Below are 15,867 nucleotides of genomic sequence, written 5' to 3' on the forward strand. Positions count from 1 at the left end.
TCACGTCGCGCATGATCTCGGGGCCACAATGTGCTGGGATTCCCGGCGCGCGTCCAGGCAGGAATGAGGGGCCGGTACCGCGGCGGCGTCCGTCGAAATGTGAAGGTGGACACGTTTTCGTCCATTCGGTCGCCTCGGTTTCCTGTTTCGGCGCGCTCGATGCTAGAGTTTTCTCTTGTTCGCGCGAGTGGCGGAATTGGTAGACGCGCTGGCTTCAGGTGCCAGTGGCCGCAAGGTCGTGGGGGTTCAAGTCCCCCCTCGCGCACAGCGAACGAGAAGCCCCTCATCGGGACCCGCAACGGGTTCGGTGAGGGGCTTTGTCGTGATTCTCAGACTCCTGCGGCACCGACGACGCCGAGAAGGGCCAGCCTCTCGTAGCTCTCGGTACCCGGATCGGCCGTGTACACGAGCAGGGCGTGTGACTGCTCGGGGTCGACGAGCTGTTGGCACCTCAGCTCGAGCGTTCCGACCTCCGGGTGGACGAAGTGCTTGATCTCCTGCGGGCGGACACCGATCTCGTGAGTGGCCCAGAGAGTGCGGAACTCTGGGCTCGACTCCCGCAGCTCGGCTGCCATGGCCGCGGCCTTCGAACCCCGGCCGCGGCGAGTCGCGACACTGCGCAGACCCGAGACCCAGAGCCGGGAGAGATGGTCGCGGTCGCTTCGCGCGTAGAGTTCGCGCGTCTGCGGATCGGTGAACCAGCGGTACCCGATCGAACGGGAGAAGCCCCGGAATCGGGTGAGATCGCCGGTGAGAGCGACACCGAGGCGGGACTGCCGCAGAGTCTCACCGAGCTCGGTGACGATCTCCGCGGGAGTGTCCTCAAGTCGGTCGATGATGCGCAGGAGGCCGGGGCTGACGTGATCGTCCGAGGCGCCGCGCTCCGTGGGCCGGTGCCCGCCGAGCCGGAACAGGTGGTCGCGCTCGGCGCGGGAGAGATGGAGACCGTGGGCGATCGCGGCGAGCATCTCCGGTGAGGGATGCGGCCCGCGCTGCTGTTCGAGCCGTGTGTAGTAGTCGGTCGACATGTGGCTGAGCACAGCGACCTCCTCCCGTCTCAGCCCGGCGGTGCGCCTGCGCAGGCTGCGCGGCAGACCGACGTCCTCCGGCTGCAGAGCTTCCCTGCGCAGGCGCAGGAACTCTGCGAGCCCCGCCCGATCGATGTCCATCCCGGTGTCCCCTTCTCCCCGCGGATCCGTTCCTCGTGCCCGCGTGTCCCCGATTCTTCCACCCTTGGCGAACCTGATCCACGGATCGTCGATCCCCGGCTCAGAAGTCCTTGCCGCCGTGCTCGCCGTTCGGTGACGATGGAGGCGACAGGCCATCGACACACACGGAGGAACCATGTCTCGCACCACCCCTGACATCACCGTCCCCGACCTCAGCGGACGGCGCGCCGTCATCACCGGAGGCAGCGACGGGATCGGCTTGGGCATCGCCCGCAGACTTGCGAGAGCCGGCGCCGAGGTGATCCTGCCCGTCCGCAACCGCGCGAAGGGTCAGGCGGCGATCGCCGGAATCCGCGCGGACAAGGTCCCCGGGGAAGTGAGCCTGCGCGACCTCGACCTCTCCTCGCTCGAATCTGTCGGCCACCTCGGCGGCGAGCTCCTCGGCGAAGCCGCGCCGATCGACATCCTCATTCTCAATGCGGGGGTGATGACCCCGCCTCGACGTCAGGAGACCGCCGACGGATTCGAACTCCAATTCGGGTCCAATCATCTCGGTCACTTCGCCCTCATCGCGCACCTGCTGCCGCTGCTGCGAGCAGGACGGGCCCGTGTGACGTCGCAGATCAGCATCGCGGCCAACCGCGGGGGAATCAACTGGGACGACCTCGGCTGGGAACGCGACTACGACGGGATGGCCGCCTACAGCCAGTCGAAGATCGCGTTCGGCCTGGTCGGACTCGAACTCGACCGACGCAGCGAGGCCGCGGGCTGGGGGGTCACAAGCAATCTCTCCCACCCAGGCGTCGCCCCGACGAGCCTGCTCGCGGCCCGCACCGAAATCGGTCGCACGCAGGAGACACTGGGCCGTCGGGTCATCGGCGCACTCTCCCGGCGGGGGATCGTCTTCGGCACGCCGGAGTCCGCGGGCCTGCCCGCGCTCCACGCGGCAGTCTCACCTGAGGCCGGCGGACGCCGACTCTACGGGCCGAGTGGGATCGGCCACTTGGGCGGCCGACCCGGGGAACAGCCCCTCTACTCGCGCCTGCGGCACCCCGATCAGGCGCGACGGATCTGGCAGCTCTCCGAGGAGCTCACCGGAGTGCAGTTCCCGGCATAAGCCGGGCGAATGGGTCCGTGAGGGTGCTCGTTCAAGGCGGAGCGCGTTGATCGAAGCGGAGCGCAGCACGGAAACGTCGTTCAAGCGGGAGCGCACCTGTCGAGAGGCGCACGGGTCGAAAGGTGCGCTGCGCCTTGAACGAGGGAGATCGGGCGTGAGGCGGGGGCTGGGGCCGGCGCTGCGTTCAGCTGCGTTCGTAGACGCGGGCGCGGCCCTTGACCCCGGCGAAGCGGAACGGCGCCGAGGTGACCCGCGGGGTCTCGACATCCTCGGCGCTTCCGAGCACCGTGGAATGCAGCTCACGGTAGGCGTCGACGTCCAAGGGGACTCGGCCGTCGAGAGCTGCTGCGACGTCATCGCGGCGTGAGCGCGCGGCATAGCCGGGCAGGACCCGACCGGTGAAGAACTCGCTCGCACTGCCCGAACCGTAGCTGAAGAACCCGATCCGGCGCCCCTCGAGGTCCTCATCGTGATCGAGCAGTGCGGCAAGCGCTGCGAACACCGAGGCGGTGTAGGTGTTGCCGAGGCGACGGTTGTACAGCGTGCTCGTCGCCAGGCCCGTGTCGCGGGGCGCATCGGACGCCTGTGCGGCCACCCGTGCGATCCCGTCAGCACCGATTTCCGGGAGGTCACCGCTGAGTTCCTCGCCCGCATGCTGCGCGAGGTGGAGCTGGGCCTTCTTCGCCATCTTCGTGAACGGCTGGTGGTAGAGGATCCGGTCGATCTCGGCCAGCGCCGGTCCTCCCTGAGCCTGCAGGTCGTCCCACGCCCCGGAGAGGGCATCGAGATACGCCGTGACCGAGAGCCCGCCGTCGACGATCGCCGTCGTCGAATCGTTGGGCCGCCAGAAGTCGTCGACGTCGGCGGCGAAGAGACCCGAGACCTGCTCGATCTCGATCAGCCTCGGATCGGCGGAGACGAGCATCGCCACCGCACCGGCGCCCTGGGTCGGCTCACCGGGGGAGTCGAGCTCGTAGCGGGCGACGTCGGAGGCGATGACGAGCACGCGCTCGCCCGGGTTGCGGCTGACGATGCCGATCGCCGCCTGCAGCGCGGCGGTTCCCGCGAAGCAGGCTTCCTTGAACTCGGTGATCCGGACCTGCGAGGGCAGGCCGAGCAGCTTGTGCACGGAGATGCCCGCGGCCTTCGACTGGTCGATTCCCGACTCCGTGGCGAAGAGGAGAGTGCGGATGCCTTCGGTGCCGCACCTCTCGATGATCGGGGCGGCCGCGGCCGCACCCATCGTCACGGCATCCTCGTCGGGGGCGGGGAAGCTGAACTGATCCTGGCCGAGTCCGAGACGGAACTTGTTCGGATCGGTTCCGGCCGCCTCGGCGAGGGCGGAGAGGTCGACCACGTGATGCGCGGTGGCCAGTTCGATGTCGTCGATGCCGATCGGTCTCATGCGGCTTCGCCTTCCTCTCCTCGTTCCATGTCAGCCTTGCGTTCCATATCCAAGTGGGTGGACATGAGCTCACCCGGGTTCGTCTGCGCGGCCAGCAGGGACAGCTCCCCGCAGAGCACGGTCGCGGCCATGAGCGCAGCCAGGCGGCGCGAGTTCGCGCCGGGCTCGCGATCCTCGCGGCAGCCGAGTCGCTCGAGCGCCTCGTCCACGTGCGGCAGATCCTTGCCGTTGCCGACGGTGCCGACGATGAGGTGGGGCAGCGTCGTCGAGAAGTACAGGCCCTCGGCACGGGCCTCCGCATACGTGATCCCCTGCGAACCCTCGACGATGTTCGCCGCATCCTGACCTGTGGCCAGGTAGAACGCGAGCAGCATGTTCGCGTAATGCGCGTTCGCCGAGCGCAGCGCACCGGCGATCGTCGAGCCGACGAGGTTCTTGCGGATGACGAGCTCCGTCATCGTCTCCGCGCTCGAGCGCAGCCGACGCTCGACGACCTCGTGGGGCAGAAGGATCTCGGCGACGACATTGCGGCCGCGGCCGAGGATCCCGTTGACGGCGGTGGCCTTCTTGTCCGAGCAGTAGTTGCCGGACACCGAGCCGTAGTCGAGCCCGAGCCGCCACGACAGGATGCGCTCCATGAGCGTGTCCGAGGCCTGCGTGACCATATTGTGGCCCGAGGCATCATTGGTGCGGAAGGCGAAGCGGACGAAGAGGAGGTTGCCGACGATCTCCGGGTGGATCTCGATGAGCCGGCAGTGGTCGGATCCGGCGGCGACGACGTCCTCGAGTTCGGGCCTGCGGTGGCGGATGGCCTGCGCGGCCGCCTCGGCGCCGATCGCGGATTCCGCGACGAAGAGGACCGACCGGGTCATCCGCTCATCGACGATGACGGTGCGGATCCCGCCGTCGATCTCGCGTGAGATCGAGGCCCCGCGGCCGACGGAGGGCCACAGCGGGGTTTCGTACGTCGCCAGGGGCACAGCCACCTCGGTGTGGGTGCCGGCCGGGGCCAGCGCTTCGCCGCTGACCCGCAGGGGACCGACCCAGCTGGTCGGGATCCCGGTGGTCGTGATCTGCTGATTCACAGCTGATTCCTCCTCGAATGGTCATCGGCGTTCGTGCGGGCATCGGAGCGGTGCGACAGCGCGGTGACGTCGATTCCGCGCAGTTGGCAGAACTCGCCGAGGCGGCCCCGCGTGAGCACGTCCGTGCCCATCAGATCCGCAGACCGAACGGCTCCGAGCAGGGCGAACAGCGCCCGTGTCTGAGTCTGCCATGTGCGCACGAGTTCGACGAGCCCGTCCGGACCGTGGTCGAGCACGGTCTGCAGGAAGGTGCCGGCGACGCCGACGGCGCGAGCCCCGCAGGCCAATGCCTTGACGACATCATAGGGGTTGCGGACCCCGCCGGAGGCCAGCAGCACGCGGGACGAGACGCTGTCGCTCGCGTGTGCGGACTCGCCGGCCCATTCGGGTGGGGCGTCGAGCAGGCAGGCCAGTGCGGACTGGCCGAAGCCGGTGAGCATGGAGAAGTCGCCGGCCGAGGAGCGGTCGTTCTCGATCCGCAGGAAGTCCGTGCCGCCGGCGCCGGAGACATCGGCGAAGCGCACGCCGATCTCGGCGAGCTGGGTCAGGGTGCGTCGGCTCAGCCCGAACCCGACCTCCTTGACGACGACGGGGACGGGGCAGGCGGCGACGATCTGCTCGAGTCCTGACAGCCAGGTGGAGAAGTCGCGGGTGCCCTCGGGCATCGCTGTCTCCTGCACGGGATTGATGTGCAGCTGCAGGGCATCGGCACCGAGCAGTTCGACGGCGCGGCGGGCGTCGTCGGCGCTGCGCCCGGCACCGAGGTTGCCCATGACGAAGCCGTCCGGGTTCTCCTCGCGGATGACGGTGAAGCCCTTCGCCGCTTCGGTGTCGTCAAGCGCCACGCTCATCGATCCGCAGGCCATGGGCAGGCCGGTCTCGGCGGCGGCGATGGCGAGATCCCGGTTGATCTTCGCCGTGGTCTCGGTGCCGCCGGTCATGCCGTTGACATAGAAGGGGGTCGGCCAGGTCCAGTCGCTTAAGTTCACGGTCAGGTCCACGCGCTCCGGGCTCGTGCCCGACAGGGCGTGGTGGACGAACTCGAGGTCGTCGAAGTCGGTCCGGCGCGGACCCTCGGTCTGCTGCGCCGAGGCGAGGCGGACGTGATCGTCCTTGCGGGACGCGCGGGAGGCCTTTGTCGCGGGGGACTCAGCGGCAGGGGACTCAGCGGCAGGGGACTCAGCGGCAGGGGACTCAGCGTTCGGGGTTTCAGAACTCATCGATCTCGCCTTCCTCTCGGTGCGTTCCGAGGTGCAGCGGACGGATGCCCTCGGCCTCCCAGCCGGCCAGGATCGCCAGCGCATCGGTGTGGTTGGGGGCCAGGGCGATGCCGCAGTCTCCGCCGCCGGCACCCGAGGGCTTCGCGGCGGCACCATGGTCCTCAGCGATCTCGCAGAGTCGACGCAGAGTCTCGGTCTCGATGAGGCTTCCCGAGGTGAAGCCGAGGCGCTGCAGCAGGGTCCTGGCCTTGCCGATGGTCTGCAGTGCCTGTTCGGCATCGTCGTCGTCGCAGGCGGTGACGAGGTCGTCGACGAGCGTGTGCGATTCGGCGGTGAAAGAGGCGAAGGGGCGCGGCCTCTCATCCTTCGGAGTGTGGACGCGTGTGACGAGGTGTTCGGTCGAGGCCGGCGATCCCGTCCACCCGACGAGGAGGTCGAGCGAGCTCGGCGGAGTGATCCGACGCGCTGAGAAACCGGCCCAGTCCGAGCACTCGAGGGCGGAGACGACTCCGTGCTCCTCTCGATGCTGCCGCAGCGACGCCCGGTCGGGGGAGGAGTAGCGGATCCACCCGCCGAAGGTGCTTGCGGCGAGGTCTCCCCCCGAGGCTTTCGGGGAGATCGCGATGGTCGCGAGCAGGGCGAGTTTGAAGCGTTCGGTCGGGCGAAGGCCCAGTGCGTAGAACTCGTTGAGGGCGGCGATCGTCGCCACCGTCACCGCTCCCGAGGAGCCGAGGCCGAACTTGCGGCCGTCGGCATCGTCGAGTTCGCTGGAGATGTTGAGATCGAAGTAGCGTGGGGCCGCACCGCGGGCGGCCCGGAGCTCCTCGACGGCGGCGATCGCGGAGAGCACATAGTCGGCGGGACGGTGCTCGAGGACGATGGCCTCGCCGTTCTCCTTCCGTCGCCACACCAGCGGGGCCTGCCCGTATTCGCTCGAGTGGATCCGTCCGGCGCCTTCGCTCTCGGTCAGGCGCACCGTGATGCATCGGTCGACGGCCACGAGGACCGCCGGCTGGCCGGGCGTGACGACAGCGTACTCACCGGCGATGTAGAGCTTTCCGGGCGCCCGAGTCTCGATCATGCCGGGCTGCCTTCGCCCGCGGCAGGGCTCCCACCCGCGGCAGGAACCGCCTCGGCATCGTCAAGCAGGTGGGCGCCGGGGCCGGGGCCGACGACCCGCACATCACCGAACGCAGCGAGCTGCCCGGCCAGCGCCTCGGACTCATGGGGCCGGACGATGACGGCCACATTCGGACCGGCGTCGGCGGTCGAATAGGCCTCGATCCCGGACTCACGGGCCTCGGCCACGGCATCGAAGATCGCGTGGCTGGTCGGGTTGAGGAACCGGATCGGGGGAACGGTGGACTGGATGAGCCCGTGCATGCGCAGGGCGTGGGATTCGGTGATCTCGCCGATGCGGGTGAAGTCCCCGGCGGCGCAGGCGGCGATCATCTGCGTGAGATAGTCCTCCGTCGAGGACACCCAGCCGGAGTAGAACGGGGAGGTCGCGGCGGTCAGACGCATCGCCTCGCGGGAGGACACGGCCTTTCGGGCCCGATTCACGGTGACGATGATCATCCGCATGTCCGGTGCCGCGATCGATTCGGCGAAGGAAGAATCGTCGTCGCCGGCGTGCCACACGGCCATGCCTTCGGCCACCGACCGGCACGCCGAACCCGAACCCCGGCGGGCCAGGCGACTGAGGTCTCTGGAGTCGAGATCGAGGTCGAAGGCAGCGGCGGCCGCAGTCGCCAGAGCTGCGAACCCCGAAGCCGAGGAGGCCAGGCCCGCACCCGTGGGCACGGAGTTCCGGGAGCGGACGAGGACGCGGTCCTCGCGTCCGGCGAGTGCGCGGACGTGATCGAGGAAGACGGAGATGCGCGAGGTCTGACCCTCATCGGCCAGCGCACCGTCGAGTTCGAGGACATCAGTCTCGGCGTCGGGGGCGGGCGTGACCGTCGTCGTGGTCTCGAAGTGGTCGAGGGTCAGCGAGAGGCTGCCCGCGGCGGGCAGAATGAGGTCCTCATCGGCTTTGCCCCAATACTTGACCAGGGCGATGTTCGGGTAGGCCCGCGCCGTCGTCGCTCTCATGTCGGTCCGACCTCCGTCGTCCAGGTGCGTGGTGCTCCCGCGGCGCGCATCGCGTCCGCAAGCTCCTCGGCTGCTTCGTCGCCGTCGGCCAGAGCCAGCACGCAGCCGCCGAGTCCGCCGCCGGTGAGTTTGGCGCCCCTGGCTCCGGCCGCGGTGGCGGCGTCGACGAGGGAGTCGAGCGTCGGGGTCGAGACGCCGAGGTGGCCGAGCAGCTCGTGCGCCTCGAGCATATGACGGCCGATCGTCACCCGATCACCGGCGCGGATGTCGTCGACGGCGGCCTCGCTGAGCGCGGCGAGCCGGTCGATCATCGCACCGACGCGCACCGGATCGGCGTCGTGTCGGGCCCGGACCCCGCCCACGGCCTGCGCGGTCGAACCGGGGCGACCGGAATCGGCGAGGACGAAGACGAGCGGTGAGCCGACCTCGATGGGACGGGCGGAGTGGTTCTGGAACCGGATCGGCCAATCGGCGGCCACCGCCCAGGCATCGATGCCGCTGGGCCGCCCGTGGGCGACGGTCTCGGCGGTCTGGACGATTCCGTGGAGCGCGGCGGCATCGAGTTCGACCCCGCGCAGATCCGCGACGGCACGTGCGATGGCGGTGGCCACGGCGGCCGAGGAGCCCAAGCCTCGGCTGTGGGGAATGCCGCTGCGGATGCGCAGCTCGACGACCGGGTGCGCCTCGGCGTGTGCGTCGGCAGTGGCGTTGACAGCCGCCTCGAGGGCGGCGACGACCGGGCCCATGCCGGCCGGAGCGGTCGAGACGGTGCCGGAGAACAGCTGGGATTCGATGCGCGATTCGGGTCCGGAGATCTCGAAGAGATCAGCCTGGACGCCGAGGCCGTGGAGCGGAACCGCGAGCGCCGGGGCCCCGTAGACGACGGCATGCTCACCGAAGAGGATAGCTTTTGCGTGCGAGTGTCCCTGCGCATCGGGGATCGTGACGATCGGCTGAGTCTGCGTCGTGGGGCCGTCGGCAGGGCCGGGTTCGGTCAGTGGAGGATTCGGCATGCAGATGAGTTCCGGGGTCGGGGTACGGCGTGGGTGAGGCCGCCTAGATTCGACGCAGCCGGGAATCGGGTGCGGTTCTGCGTTTCGGTCATGACCGTCCCATCATATGCCGAACCCCCGTCACCGCCGAAGACGAGGGGCATCCCAGGTGGGTCAGTGTTGCCAACGCCACTGATAGCGCCGAGGTGGCTGTGCCGTGCGACACCTACTGACGAGTACGTCCCAGAGTCTTCTGAGTACGTCCTCAGGTCTGGCGAGTCCGTCCCAAGGTCCATCCGGCCGCAGCATCCTGATCGCGCCAGAAGCGGGCGAAGCGGCCGCCGGCGGCGAGCAGCTCATCGACGGTGCCGTCCTCGACGACCCGACCCTCGTCGAGGAAGATCACCCGGTCGGCGGTGCGGATGCTGCCGAGCCGGTGGGCGACGACGATGCGGGTCCGCGGGGTCGGATCGGCGGTGAGCGCCGCGACGATCGCCGCTTCGTTCTCCGCGTCCAGGGCGCTCGTGGCCTCGTCCACGAGGAGGATCGGCGCGGGTTTGAGCAGCGCCCGGGCGATCGAGACGCGCTGGCGCTCGCCTCCGGACAGGGCGGTGCCGCCCTCGCCGACCTCGGCGTCCCAGCCGCCGGGGATCCGGTCGAGGAGCTCGTCGAGGCGGGCGAGCCGGGCCACCTCGGCGATGCGCTGTTCGGTCGCCGCCGGATGTCCGGTGAGCACATTGGCCCGCAGCGACCCGTCGACGAGGTACGGGTGCTGGAAGACGACCCCGGCCAACGCATGCCGGGCCGTCGCATCGAGGGCGGCGATGTCGACGCCGTCGACGAGCACATGCCCGGCGCTGGGCTCCTGCAGGCCGGCGATGAGCGAGAGGATCGTCGACTTCCCCGACCCCGACGGTCCGACGATCGCCGTCGTCGTGCCGGGTGCGAACTCGAGGTCGAGGCCGACGACGACCTCAGGGGAGTCGGGAGCGTACCGGAAGGCCACCTCGGCGAGGGTGATCCCCGGCGCCGAGGCGGCCTGACCCTGCGTACTGGAGGTGTTGGTGGGGGAGCCGGCCCCGACGAGGGGAGCGTCGAGGACGGTGCGGATGTTGCGCAGCACCCCGGTCGTCGACTCGATCGCGGCGGACAGGCCGGCGAGCGAGGTGAAGGGTTCGAGGTAGCGGATGATGACGACGATGAGCGCGATCGCCTCGGGCACGGTGATCGTCCCGGTCACCGTGAGGTAGGCGGTGGTGCCGGCGAGGACGAGGAGCGCGAGCTGGGAGGCGAGGCCGAAGAGGACCTGGCTGGGGATCTGGAGGAGGAGCACGCGGATGGCGGCCCCGTGCTGGCGGCTCAGGGCGGTGCCGACGAGGCTGCGCTCGCTCTCCGTGCGACGGGAGGCGCGCAGGGCCTGCTGGGTGCGGGCGAACTCGACGACGCGTTCGGTCAGGGCGGAGTTCGTCTCCGCCGCCACACGGTCGGCGCGCCGACCGATCCGCGCCCCGCCGACGAACGCGGCGAGCAGGGTCGGGACCCCGATGAGCGCGGCGAGTGCGAGCGGACCGGAGATAGGGATGAGCGCGATCGCGATCGCGATGGGCAGGAGGATGCCCGAGAGTAGCGGGGTGAGCAGGTAGACGACGATGCCGACGAGGTCGGGCCCGGTCGCTGCGATCGCCTGCCGGGCCGTCGCCGTGTTCGCGGGCGTGAACCAGCTCAGGCGGATCCGGGAGAGGCGGTCGGTGACCGCGTGCTGGGTGGAATCGAGGAGGGCGAAGCCGAGATCCATGCCGATGCGTGAGATCACCGCGTCGATCGCCCACCCGGCCGCCGTGGCTGCGGCGAGGAGCCCCAGCCACGGCCAGGCTCCGGCCGGTTCCGGGCCGAAGAGCGCGGCGATGAGGGGGACGAGGGCGACCGTGCCGAGCGCACGGAGGACGACGCTGATGAGAGTGAGCGTGAGGTGGAGGTACATCCCACGGTGTCGTTCGGTCGGCAGGATCGCCAAGAACGTGCGGATCATCGGGTGGCTCCTTGGGTGCGCGAGGCGTTCGCCGGGCTGGTTTCGCGGGCGTCCCAGAGCCTGCGATAGCGGCCGCCTGCGGCGATGAGTTCGGAGTGCGTGCCGGACTCGGCGACTCGTCCGTGGTCGAGGACGACGATGCGATCGACGTCGGTGATCGTGTGCAGCCGGTGGGCGATGACGAGGACGGTGCGCCCGGCCGCGAGCCGGCCGAGCGCCTGCTGAACGAGGTGTTCGGACTCGGGATCGGCGAAGGCTGTCGCCTCGTCGAGGACGAGGACCGGGGTGTCGGCGAGGATGGCCCGGGCGATCGCGAGCCGTTGGCGCTCGCCGCCGGACAGGGTCGCCTCGGCGCCGATGACGGTGTCATAGCCGTCGGGCAGGCGCAGGATCCGGTCGTGGATCTGTGCCTGCCGGGCCGCGTGAATGATCGCGTCCTCGCTGGCCTCGGGCACGGCGAGGGCGATGTTCTCGGCCACGGTGCCGTGGACGAGCTGGATGTCCTGGAAGACGAAGCCGACCTGTGTGTAGAGCTCGTCGCCGGGCAGAGTCCGGAGGTCGCGGCCGCCGATGCGCACGGCACCCTCGGTGACGTCGTGGAACCGGGCGAGCAGGGCTGCGAGCGTGGACTTGCCCGAACCGGAGGGCCCGACGAGTGCGGTCACCGTGCCGGGTTCGAGGCGCAGGGAGACGCCGGCGATGACGGGCACACCAGGGCGGTAGGCGAAGCCGACACCGTCGAATTCGACGAGACCGGGGGCAGTGGCAGTCGTCGGGGAGGCTTCCCGCTCCGAGGAGGCCGGGTCAGAATCGTCCACCTGCGCCACCTCCAGCTGCTCCTCGTCGAGGGTGTTCTGGATCCGGCGGGCGGCGAGCAGTCCCGTGCTCAGCCCGGACAGGCCGTAGCCGATGCCGAGCAGCCTCGCGCCGAAGGTCGTGCCGAGGAAGAGGAAGGGCAGCAGGTCGATCGGGTCGATGGAACCGGCCACGGTCAGCCAGGTGCCGAGGGCTGCGATGATGAGCAGATAGGTCGCCGGACGGTTGACGAGGTCCATGACCGTCTTGAACGTGGTGAAGGGCCGCTGCCAGTCGGTGAGGAAGCGGACGTACTCGTCGATCCGGGAGCGGAAGCGTGAGGCCGAGGCCCCGCCGAAGACGCGGATGACGGGCTGACCGGCGAGGTAGTTTCCGGCCTCGACGTTCATCTGCTCGGCCCAGGTCAGCGCCTGTTTCGGCTTCGTCCCGGACTGGATGATCATGATGGACATCGTCACGATGTAGACGAGGACCGGCACGAGGAGCGCGAGCGCGATCCGCCAGTCGACGACGACGAGGTAGACGAGGACCGCGACCGGAGCGACGACGGCCTGCACGGCATCCGACACGGCATGCGTGACGAGGTAGTGCAGGGCCAGGGTGTCGTCCTGGACCAGCTGCTTGATCCGGCCGGATCCGCGGTCGACGAACCAGCCGAGCGGCAGCCTGGCCATCGTCGTGAGCAGACGTCGGCGCAGATCGCGTTCGAAGCGGGCGTCGACGAGGTGGAGCCAGAACAGCAGCGCCGCCGAAAGCACGACACCGGAGCCCATGAGCGCGACCGCCCAGATCCCCGTCGCCCACAGGGTCGCCGAATCGGCGTCCGTGAGCAGCTGCCGGGAGAGCTCGACGAGGAGGACGTAGGGGGCGAGTTCGACGACGGTGACGATCGCCTGGAGGATGCCGGCGATCCACAGGGTGGCCTTGAGCGGGGCGATGAGCCGCCCGCCCGCATTCGCCCGCCACGAGCCCTTGGATGCGGCTGGCGCTTCTGCCCTCGCCGAGGTGGGGCTGGGCTCCGCACCTGTCGTCGACTCAGCGGCCACCTCGGCGGGGGTGTCGTCCTTCTTCTCTCCGCGCATCTTGCCGAAGGCCCGGCCTTCGTACCAGTATGCGCGGGCGGTGATCTCGGACTTCGGGAAGCCGAAATCGCCCTTGAGGCGGGCGCGGATGGCCTTGAGCGATCCGGACTCGGGGGCGGTCCAGACCCGCCAATCGGACCAATCTCGGGACTCGATGGCCGCGGCCAGGGAGGAATCGCCTCGGCGGGGGACCCAGCGGACGGTCGCACGGGGATGGTCGCTGAGCGGGATGAGCCGGTCGGTGGCTTCGTGCTCTTCGAGGCAGACCTCGACGGGCACCTCGGCGGGGATCGTCTCAAGGATGGAATTGATCGCGGGGATCGACGCGGAGTCGCCGATGAGGAGGTAGCCGGCGGGCAGCTCATCGGGGATGGTGAACACGGTCGAGCCCATCGAGGCGACCTCGACCCGGGTGCCCACGGTCACGGATTCCGCCCACGCCGAGGCGGGGCCCGCGGGTTCGTGGAGGACGAAGTCGACGGCGAAGGTGCCGGCCTCAGGGTCGGCCTCGGTGATCGTGTACCCGCGCTGGTGTTCGAAGTCGGGGTCGGCGGGGTCGGGGAACCAGAAGCGCAGCCACGCGGTGGGTCCGAGTTCGGCGTCGGTGAAGATCGTCGGCGAGGTCATTCGCACGCGGACGAACTTCGGTGCGAGGCGTTCGACCTCGATGACCTCCGCCTCGTGGTCGCGCAGACCGAAGGCGGACATGATCGCGCCGTTGACACCGCGTTTGGCCATCAGCGGTCCTGAGCTGTCGTGGTTGGGGATGCTGTGGCGAGGGTGGGAGCGCTCGCCGCCTGAACGGCCGAGTCGAGCTCGGCGATCACCTCGGCGACGTTCCGGTCGGGCGGGAGGAGGTCGACGATGCTGCGGACGGTGACCGCGAGCATGAGTCGGGAGTAGTGGGAGGTCTCCAGCTGCGGCAGACGATGGTGGGCCTCCCACAGGCGTTCGTCGGCGCGCATTCCGTCGATCGCCTCTTCCCTCTGGGCATCCCAGCCGGCCGACCTGGCTCGTTGGGCGTCCTCGGCGGCGGCGTGGCCGATCGCCTGGGTGGCGACGGCGCTGGCGAGGACGATCGCGGCGTCGGTCGAATAGCCGCGTGACTCCAGAGCGGCGGTCTCTGCGGACAGGAGTGCGCGTCCGCCTTCGCCGCGGGGGAAGAGGGTCTGGACGTAGGTGACGAGTCCGGGGTGGCCGACGACGAAGTCGTAGAGAGCGATGCCGAAAGCCAGCAGCTGAGTGGGGACGTCGTGAGCGGGATCGTCGGGGAGATCGAGGTCGGCGAGCAGACTCTCACCGACGGCGCGCTCGAGCCCCCACCGGTTCTCGACATGGCGGTACAGCGCCGTGGAGCTCACGCCGAGGCGGGACGCGACGGCCCCGAGGCTGAGCTCGCGCAGCCCGATCTCACGTCCGGCGGCGACGATGTCGGTCAGCTCGATCTGCCGCGGTCTGCCGCCGATGCGCATGGGTCCTCCTGTTCGTGGTGAGCATCAAAGTTGATGCCAATAACTAAGGGTAGGCTAAGCGCAGCGATTCGGCAATGGGTGCGGTCACGGACGGTCGGAGGCGCTTTCGGCCCGGCGCTCGCCTCAGCGGAGTCGGCGCTCGAGATACTCCCGCTCGGCAGGGTCGGTCGTGAGCTCGATCGCACGCCGGTACGCCTCGGCGGCGTCGCCCGTCCGGCCGAGTCTGTCGAGCAGATGCGCCCGGAGGACCCAGGCCGGCTGGAAGGCGCTGATGCGCTTGGAGTCTTTGTCGTCGGTGCCGATGCCTGGCGTGCCGAGGCTCAGCGTATCGAGGGCGGCGAGTCCGGTTTCGGGACCGTCCACCTCGGCGAGGACGGCCGCCCGGGACACCGATCCGCCGAGGCTCGGCGCGAGCGATTCGAGGTCGTCGTGGAGGCGCAGCAGCATCGGCCAGTCAGTCGTCCCGGTCCGGACCCCGGCCATATGAAGGAGCTGGATCGCCGCTTCGAGACCGAAGCGACCGACGTGGCCGCAGCGGTAGACCTCCTTGAGGTGATGTTCGCCGGATTCGGCCAGCATTCGGTCCCACTGCGCTGGGTCCTGGTCGGTCAGGGGCACGAATTCTCCGGCCCCACCTCGGCGGGCGGGGAAGCGGGCGGCCGAGAGGTGGATGAGGGCTGCCAATCCGTGCGATTCGCCGTCGCCGGGGCACAGGCGTGCGAGCAGTCCGGCGAGGTAGACGGCCTCGCCGACCATCCCGGCACGCGGGGTGGGCGCCGCATGCGCCCATGCGATCGCGAAGGCCCCATAGATGGCCTCCTGCACATCTGATAAGCGGGACTCGAGATCGAGCCGATCGGGGTGGCCGAAGCCCACGCCGAGCGCAGCGACCCGCTTCTTCGCCCTGGTCAGACGTGCCGAGACGGTGGCGGCCGGCAGTGCCATGGCCGAGGCGATCTGCTTGCCGGTCATCCCCATCACCGCCGAGAGCATGAGCAGCGGCCGCGCGGGCGGATCGATGTCCGGGTGCGCGCACACGGCGAGGAGTTCGAGGCGACGGTCCGGCAGGGCATCGGGGTCGTGATCGGCAGGATCGGCACCGAGGCGGCCTCCGAGTCGTTCGAGGACCTCGTCGTCGAGCGCGGTCGACGACCGTGTCGCCGCCGACTTCCACGCGTCTCGACGGGCATTGAGCGCCACCCGGTAGAGCCAGCCCTCGGGATTGCCGGGCGGTCCGTCAGCCCGCCACGCGGTGACGGCGCGTTCGAGCGCGGTGGCCAGCGCATCCTCGGCGCCGCAGATGTCCCCGTCGGCGGCCGCAATGAGCGCGATGATCCTGCCCCAGCCGTCCCGGGACAGGATCATCGCCCGCTCGGCAGGATCGGTCAT

The 15,867-nt window shown here is 69.7% G+C and carries 12 protein-coding genes and 1 tRNA gene; 2 read left to right on the top strand and 11 right to left on the bottom strand.

Annotation, left to right across the window (positions count from 1 at the left end; translation table 11 throughout):
• Positions 1 to 181: 181 nt before the first annotated feature.
• Positions 182 to 265, top strand: a tRNA-Leu gene (locus GUY23_RS00295).
• Between the two features lie 64 nt (positions 266 to 329).
• Here the strand turns inward: GUY23_RS00295 and GUY23_RS00300 are convergent.
• Positions 330 to 1,169 carry a helix-turn-helix transcriptional regulator gene (locus tag GUY23_RS00300; RefSeq protein ID WP_166968652.1) on the bottom strand — a complete coding sequence of 280 codons (840 nt, stop codon included), beginning with the start codon at positions 1,167 to 1,169 and terminating at the stop codon, positions 330 to 332.
• Between the two features lie 175 nt (positions 1,170 to 1,344).
• Here GUY23_RS00300 and GUY23_RS00305 point away from each other — a divergent pair, with 175 nt between their 5' ends.
• Complete coding sequence (locus GUY23_RS00305; protein ID WP_166968654.1) at positions 1,345 to 2,286, top strand: SDR family oxidoreductase; 942 nt, start codon at positions 1,345 to 1,347, stop codon at positions 2,284 to 2,286.
• Between the two features lie 184 nt (positions 2,287 to 2,470).
• On the opposite strand, the gene GUY23_RS00310 is transcribed toward GUY23_RS00305, so the two are convergent.
• The 10 genes from GUY23_RS00310 to GUY23_RS00355 all read right to left on the bottom strand — a co-directional run bounded on the left by GUY23_RS00310 (position 2,471) and on the right by GUY23_RS00355 (position 15,867).
• Positions 2,471 to 3,691, bottom strand: coding sequence for a hydroxymethylglutaryl-CoA synthase (locus GUY23_RS00310; RefSeq protein WP_166968657.1), 1,221 nt, complete (start codon positions 3,689 to 3,691; stop codon positions 2,471 to 2,473).
• Positions 3,688 to 4,776: a hydroxymethylglutaryl-CoA reductase gene (locus tag GUY23_RS00315; protein ID WP_166968659.1), complete on the bottom strand. Its 1,089-nt coding sequence runs from the start codon at positions 4,774 to 4,776 to the stop codon at positions 3,688 to 3,690. Before GUY23_RS00315 ends, GUY23_RS00310 begins: the two co-directional genes overlap by 4 nt.
• Positions 4,773 to 5,996 carry a type 2 isopentenyl-diphosphate Delta-isomerase gene (gene fni / locus GUY23_RS00320; protein ID WP_166968661.1) on the bottom strand — a complete coding sequence of 408 codons (1,224 nt, stop codon included), beginning with the start codon at positions 5,994 to 5,996 and terminating at the stop codon, positions 4,773 to 4,775. The genes GUY23_RS00315 and fni overlap by 4 nt, the downstream gene beginning before the upstream one ends.
• Positions 5,986 to 7,077 (bottom strand): phosphomevalonate kinase, encoded by a 1,092-nt coding sequence (locus GUY23_RS00325; RefSeq protein WP_166968663.1) that lies wholly within the window; start codon positions 7,075 to 7,077, stop codon positions 5,986 to 5,988. The genes fni and GUY23_RS00325 overlap by 11 nt, the downstream gene beginning before the upstream one ends.
• Positions 7,074 to 8,087: a diphosphomevalonate decarboxylase gene (mvaD, locus tag GUY23_RS00330; RefSeq protein WP_166968666.1), complete on the bottom strand. Its 1,014-nt coding sequence runs from the start codon at positions 8,085 to 8,087 to the stop codon at positions 7,074 to 7,076. Before mvaD ends, GUY23_RS00325 begins: the two co-directional genes overlap by 4 nt.
• Positions 8,084 to 9,100 carry a mevalonate kinase gene (gene mvk, locus GUY23_RS00335; RefSeq protein ID WP_166968668.1) on the bottom strand — a complete coding sequence of 339 codons (1,017 nt, stop codon included), beginning with the start codon at positions 9,098 to 9,100 and terminating at the stop codon, positions 8,084 to 8,086. The genes mvaD and mvk overlap by 4 nt, the downstream gene beginning before the upstream one ends.
• A 244-nt stretch (positions 9,101 to 9,344) precedes the next feature.
• Positions 9,345 to 11,108 carry an ABC transporter ATP-binding protein gene (locus GUY23_RS00340; RefSeq protein WP_166968670.1) on the bottom strand — a complete coding sequence of 588 codons (1,764 nt, stop codon included), beginning with the start codon at positions 11,106 to 11,108 and terminating at the stop codon, positions 9,345 to 9,347.
• Complete coding sequence (locus GUY23_RS00345; protein ID WP_166968672.1) at positions 11,105 to 13,744, bottom strand: ABC transporter ATP-binding protein/permease; 2,640 nt, start codon at positions 13,742 to 13,744, stop codon at positions 11,105 to 11,107. The genes GUY23_RS00340 and GUY23_RS00345 overlap by 4 nt, the downstream gene beginning before the upstream one ends.
• Positions 13,744 to 14,478, bottom strand: a complete 735-nt coding sequence (locus GUY23_RS00350) for a TetR/AcrR family transcriptional regulator (RefSeq protein ID WP_166968674.1) — start codon at positions 14,476 to 14,478, stop codon at positions 13,744 to 13,746. Before GUY23_RS00350 ends, GUY23_RS00345 begins: the two co-directional genes overlap by 1 nt.
• A gap of 123 nt (positions 14,479 to 14,601) precedes the next feature.
• Entirely contained in the window at positions 14,602 to 15,867 is a 1,266-nt protein-coding gene (locus GUY23_RS00355) for an RNA polymerase sigma factor (RefSeq protein WP_166968676.1), read from the bottom strand.

The sequence above is a fragment of the Brevibacterium atlanticum genome (assembly GCF_011617245.1).
GTDB lineage: Bacteria > Actinomycetota > Actinomycetes > Actinomycetales > Brevibacteriaceae > Brevibacterium > Brevibacterium atlanticum.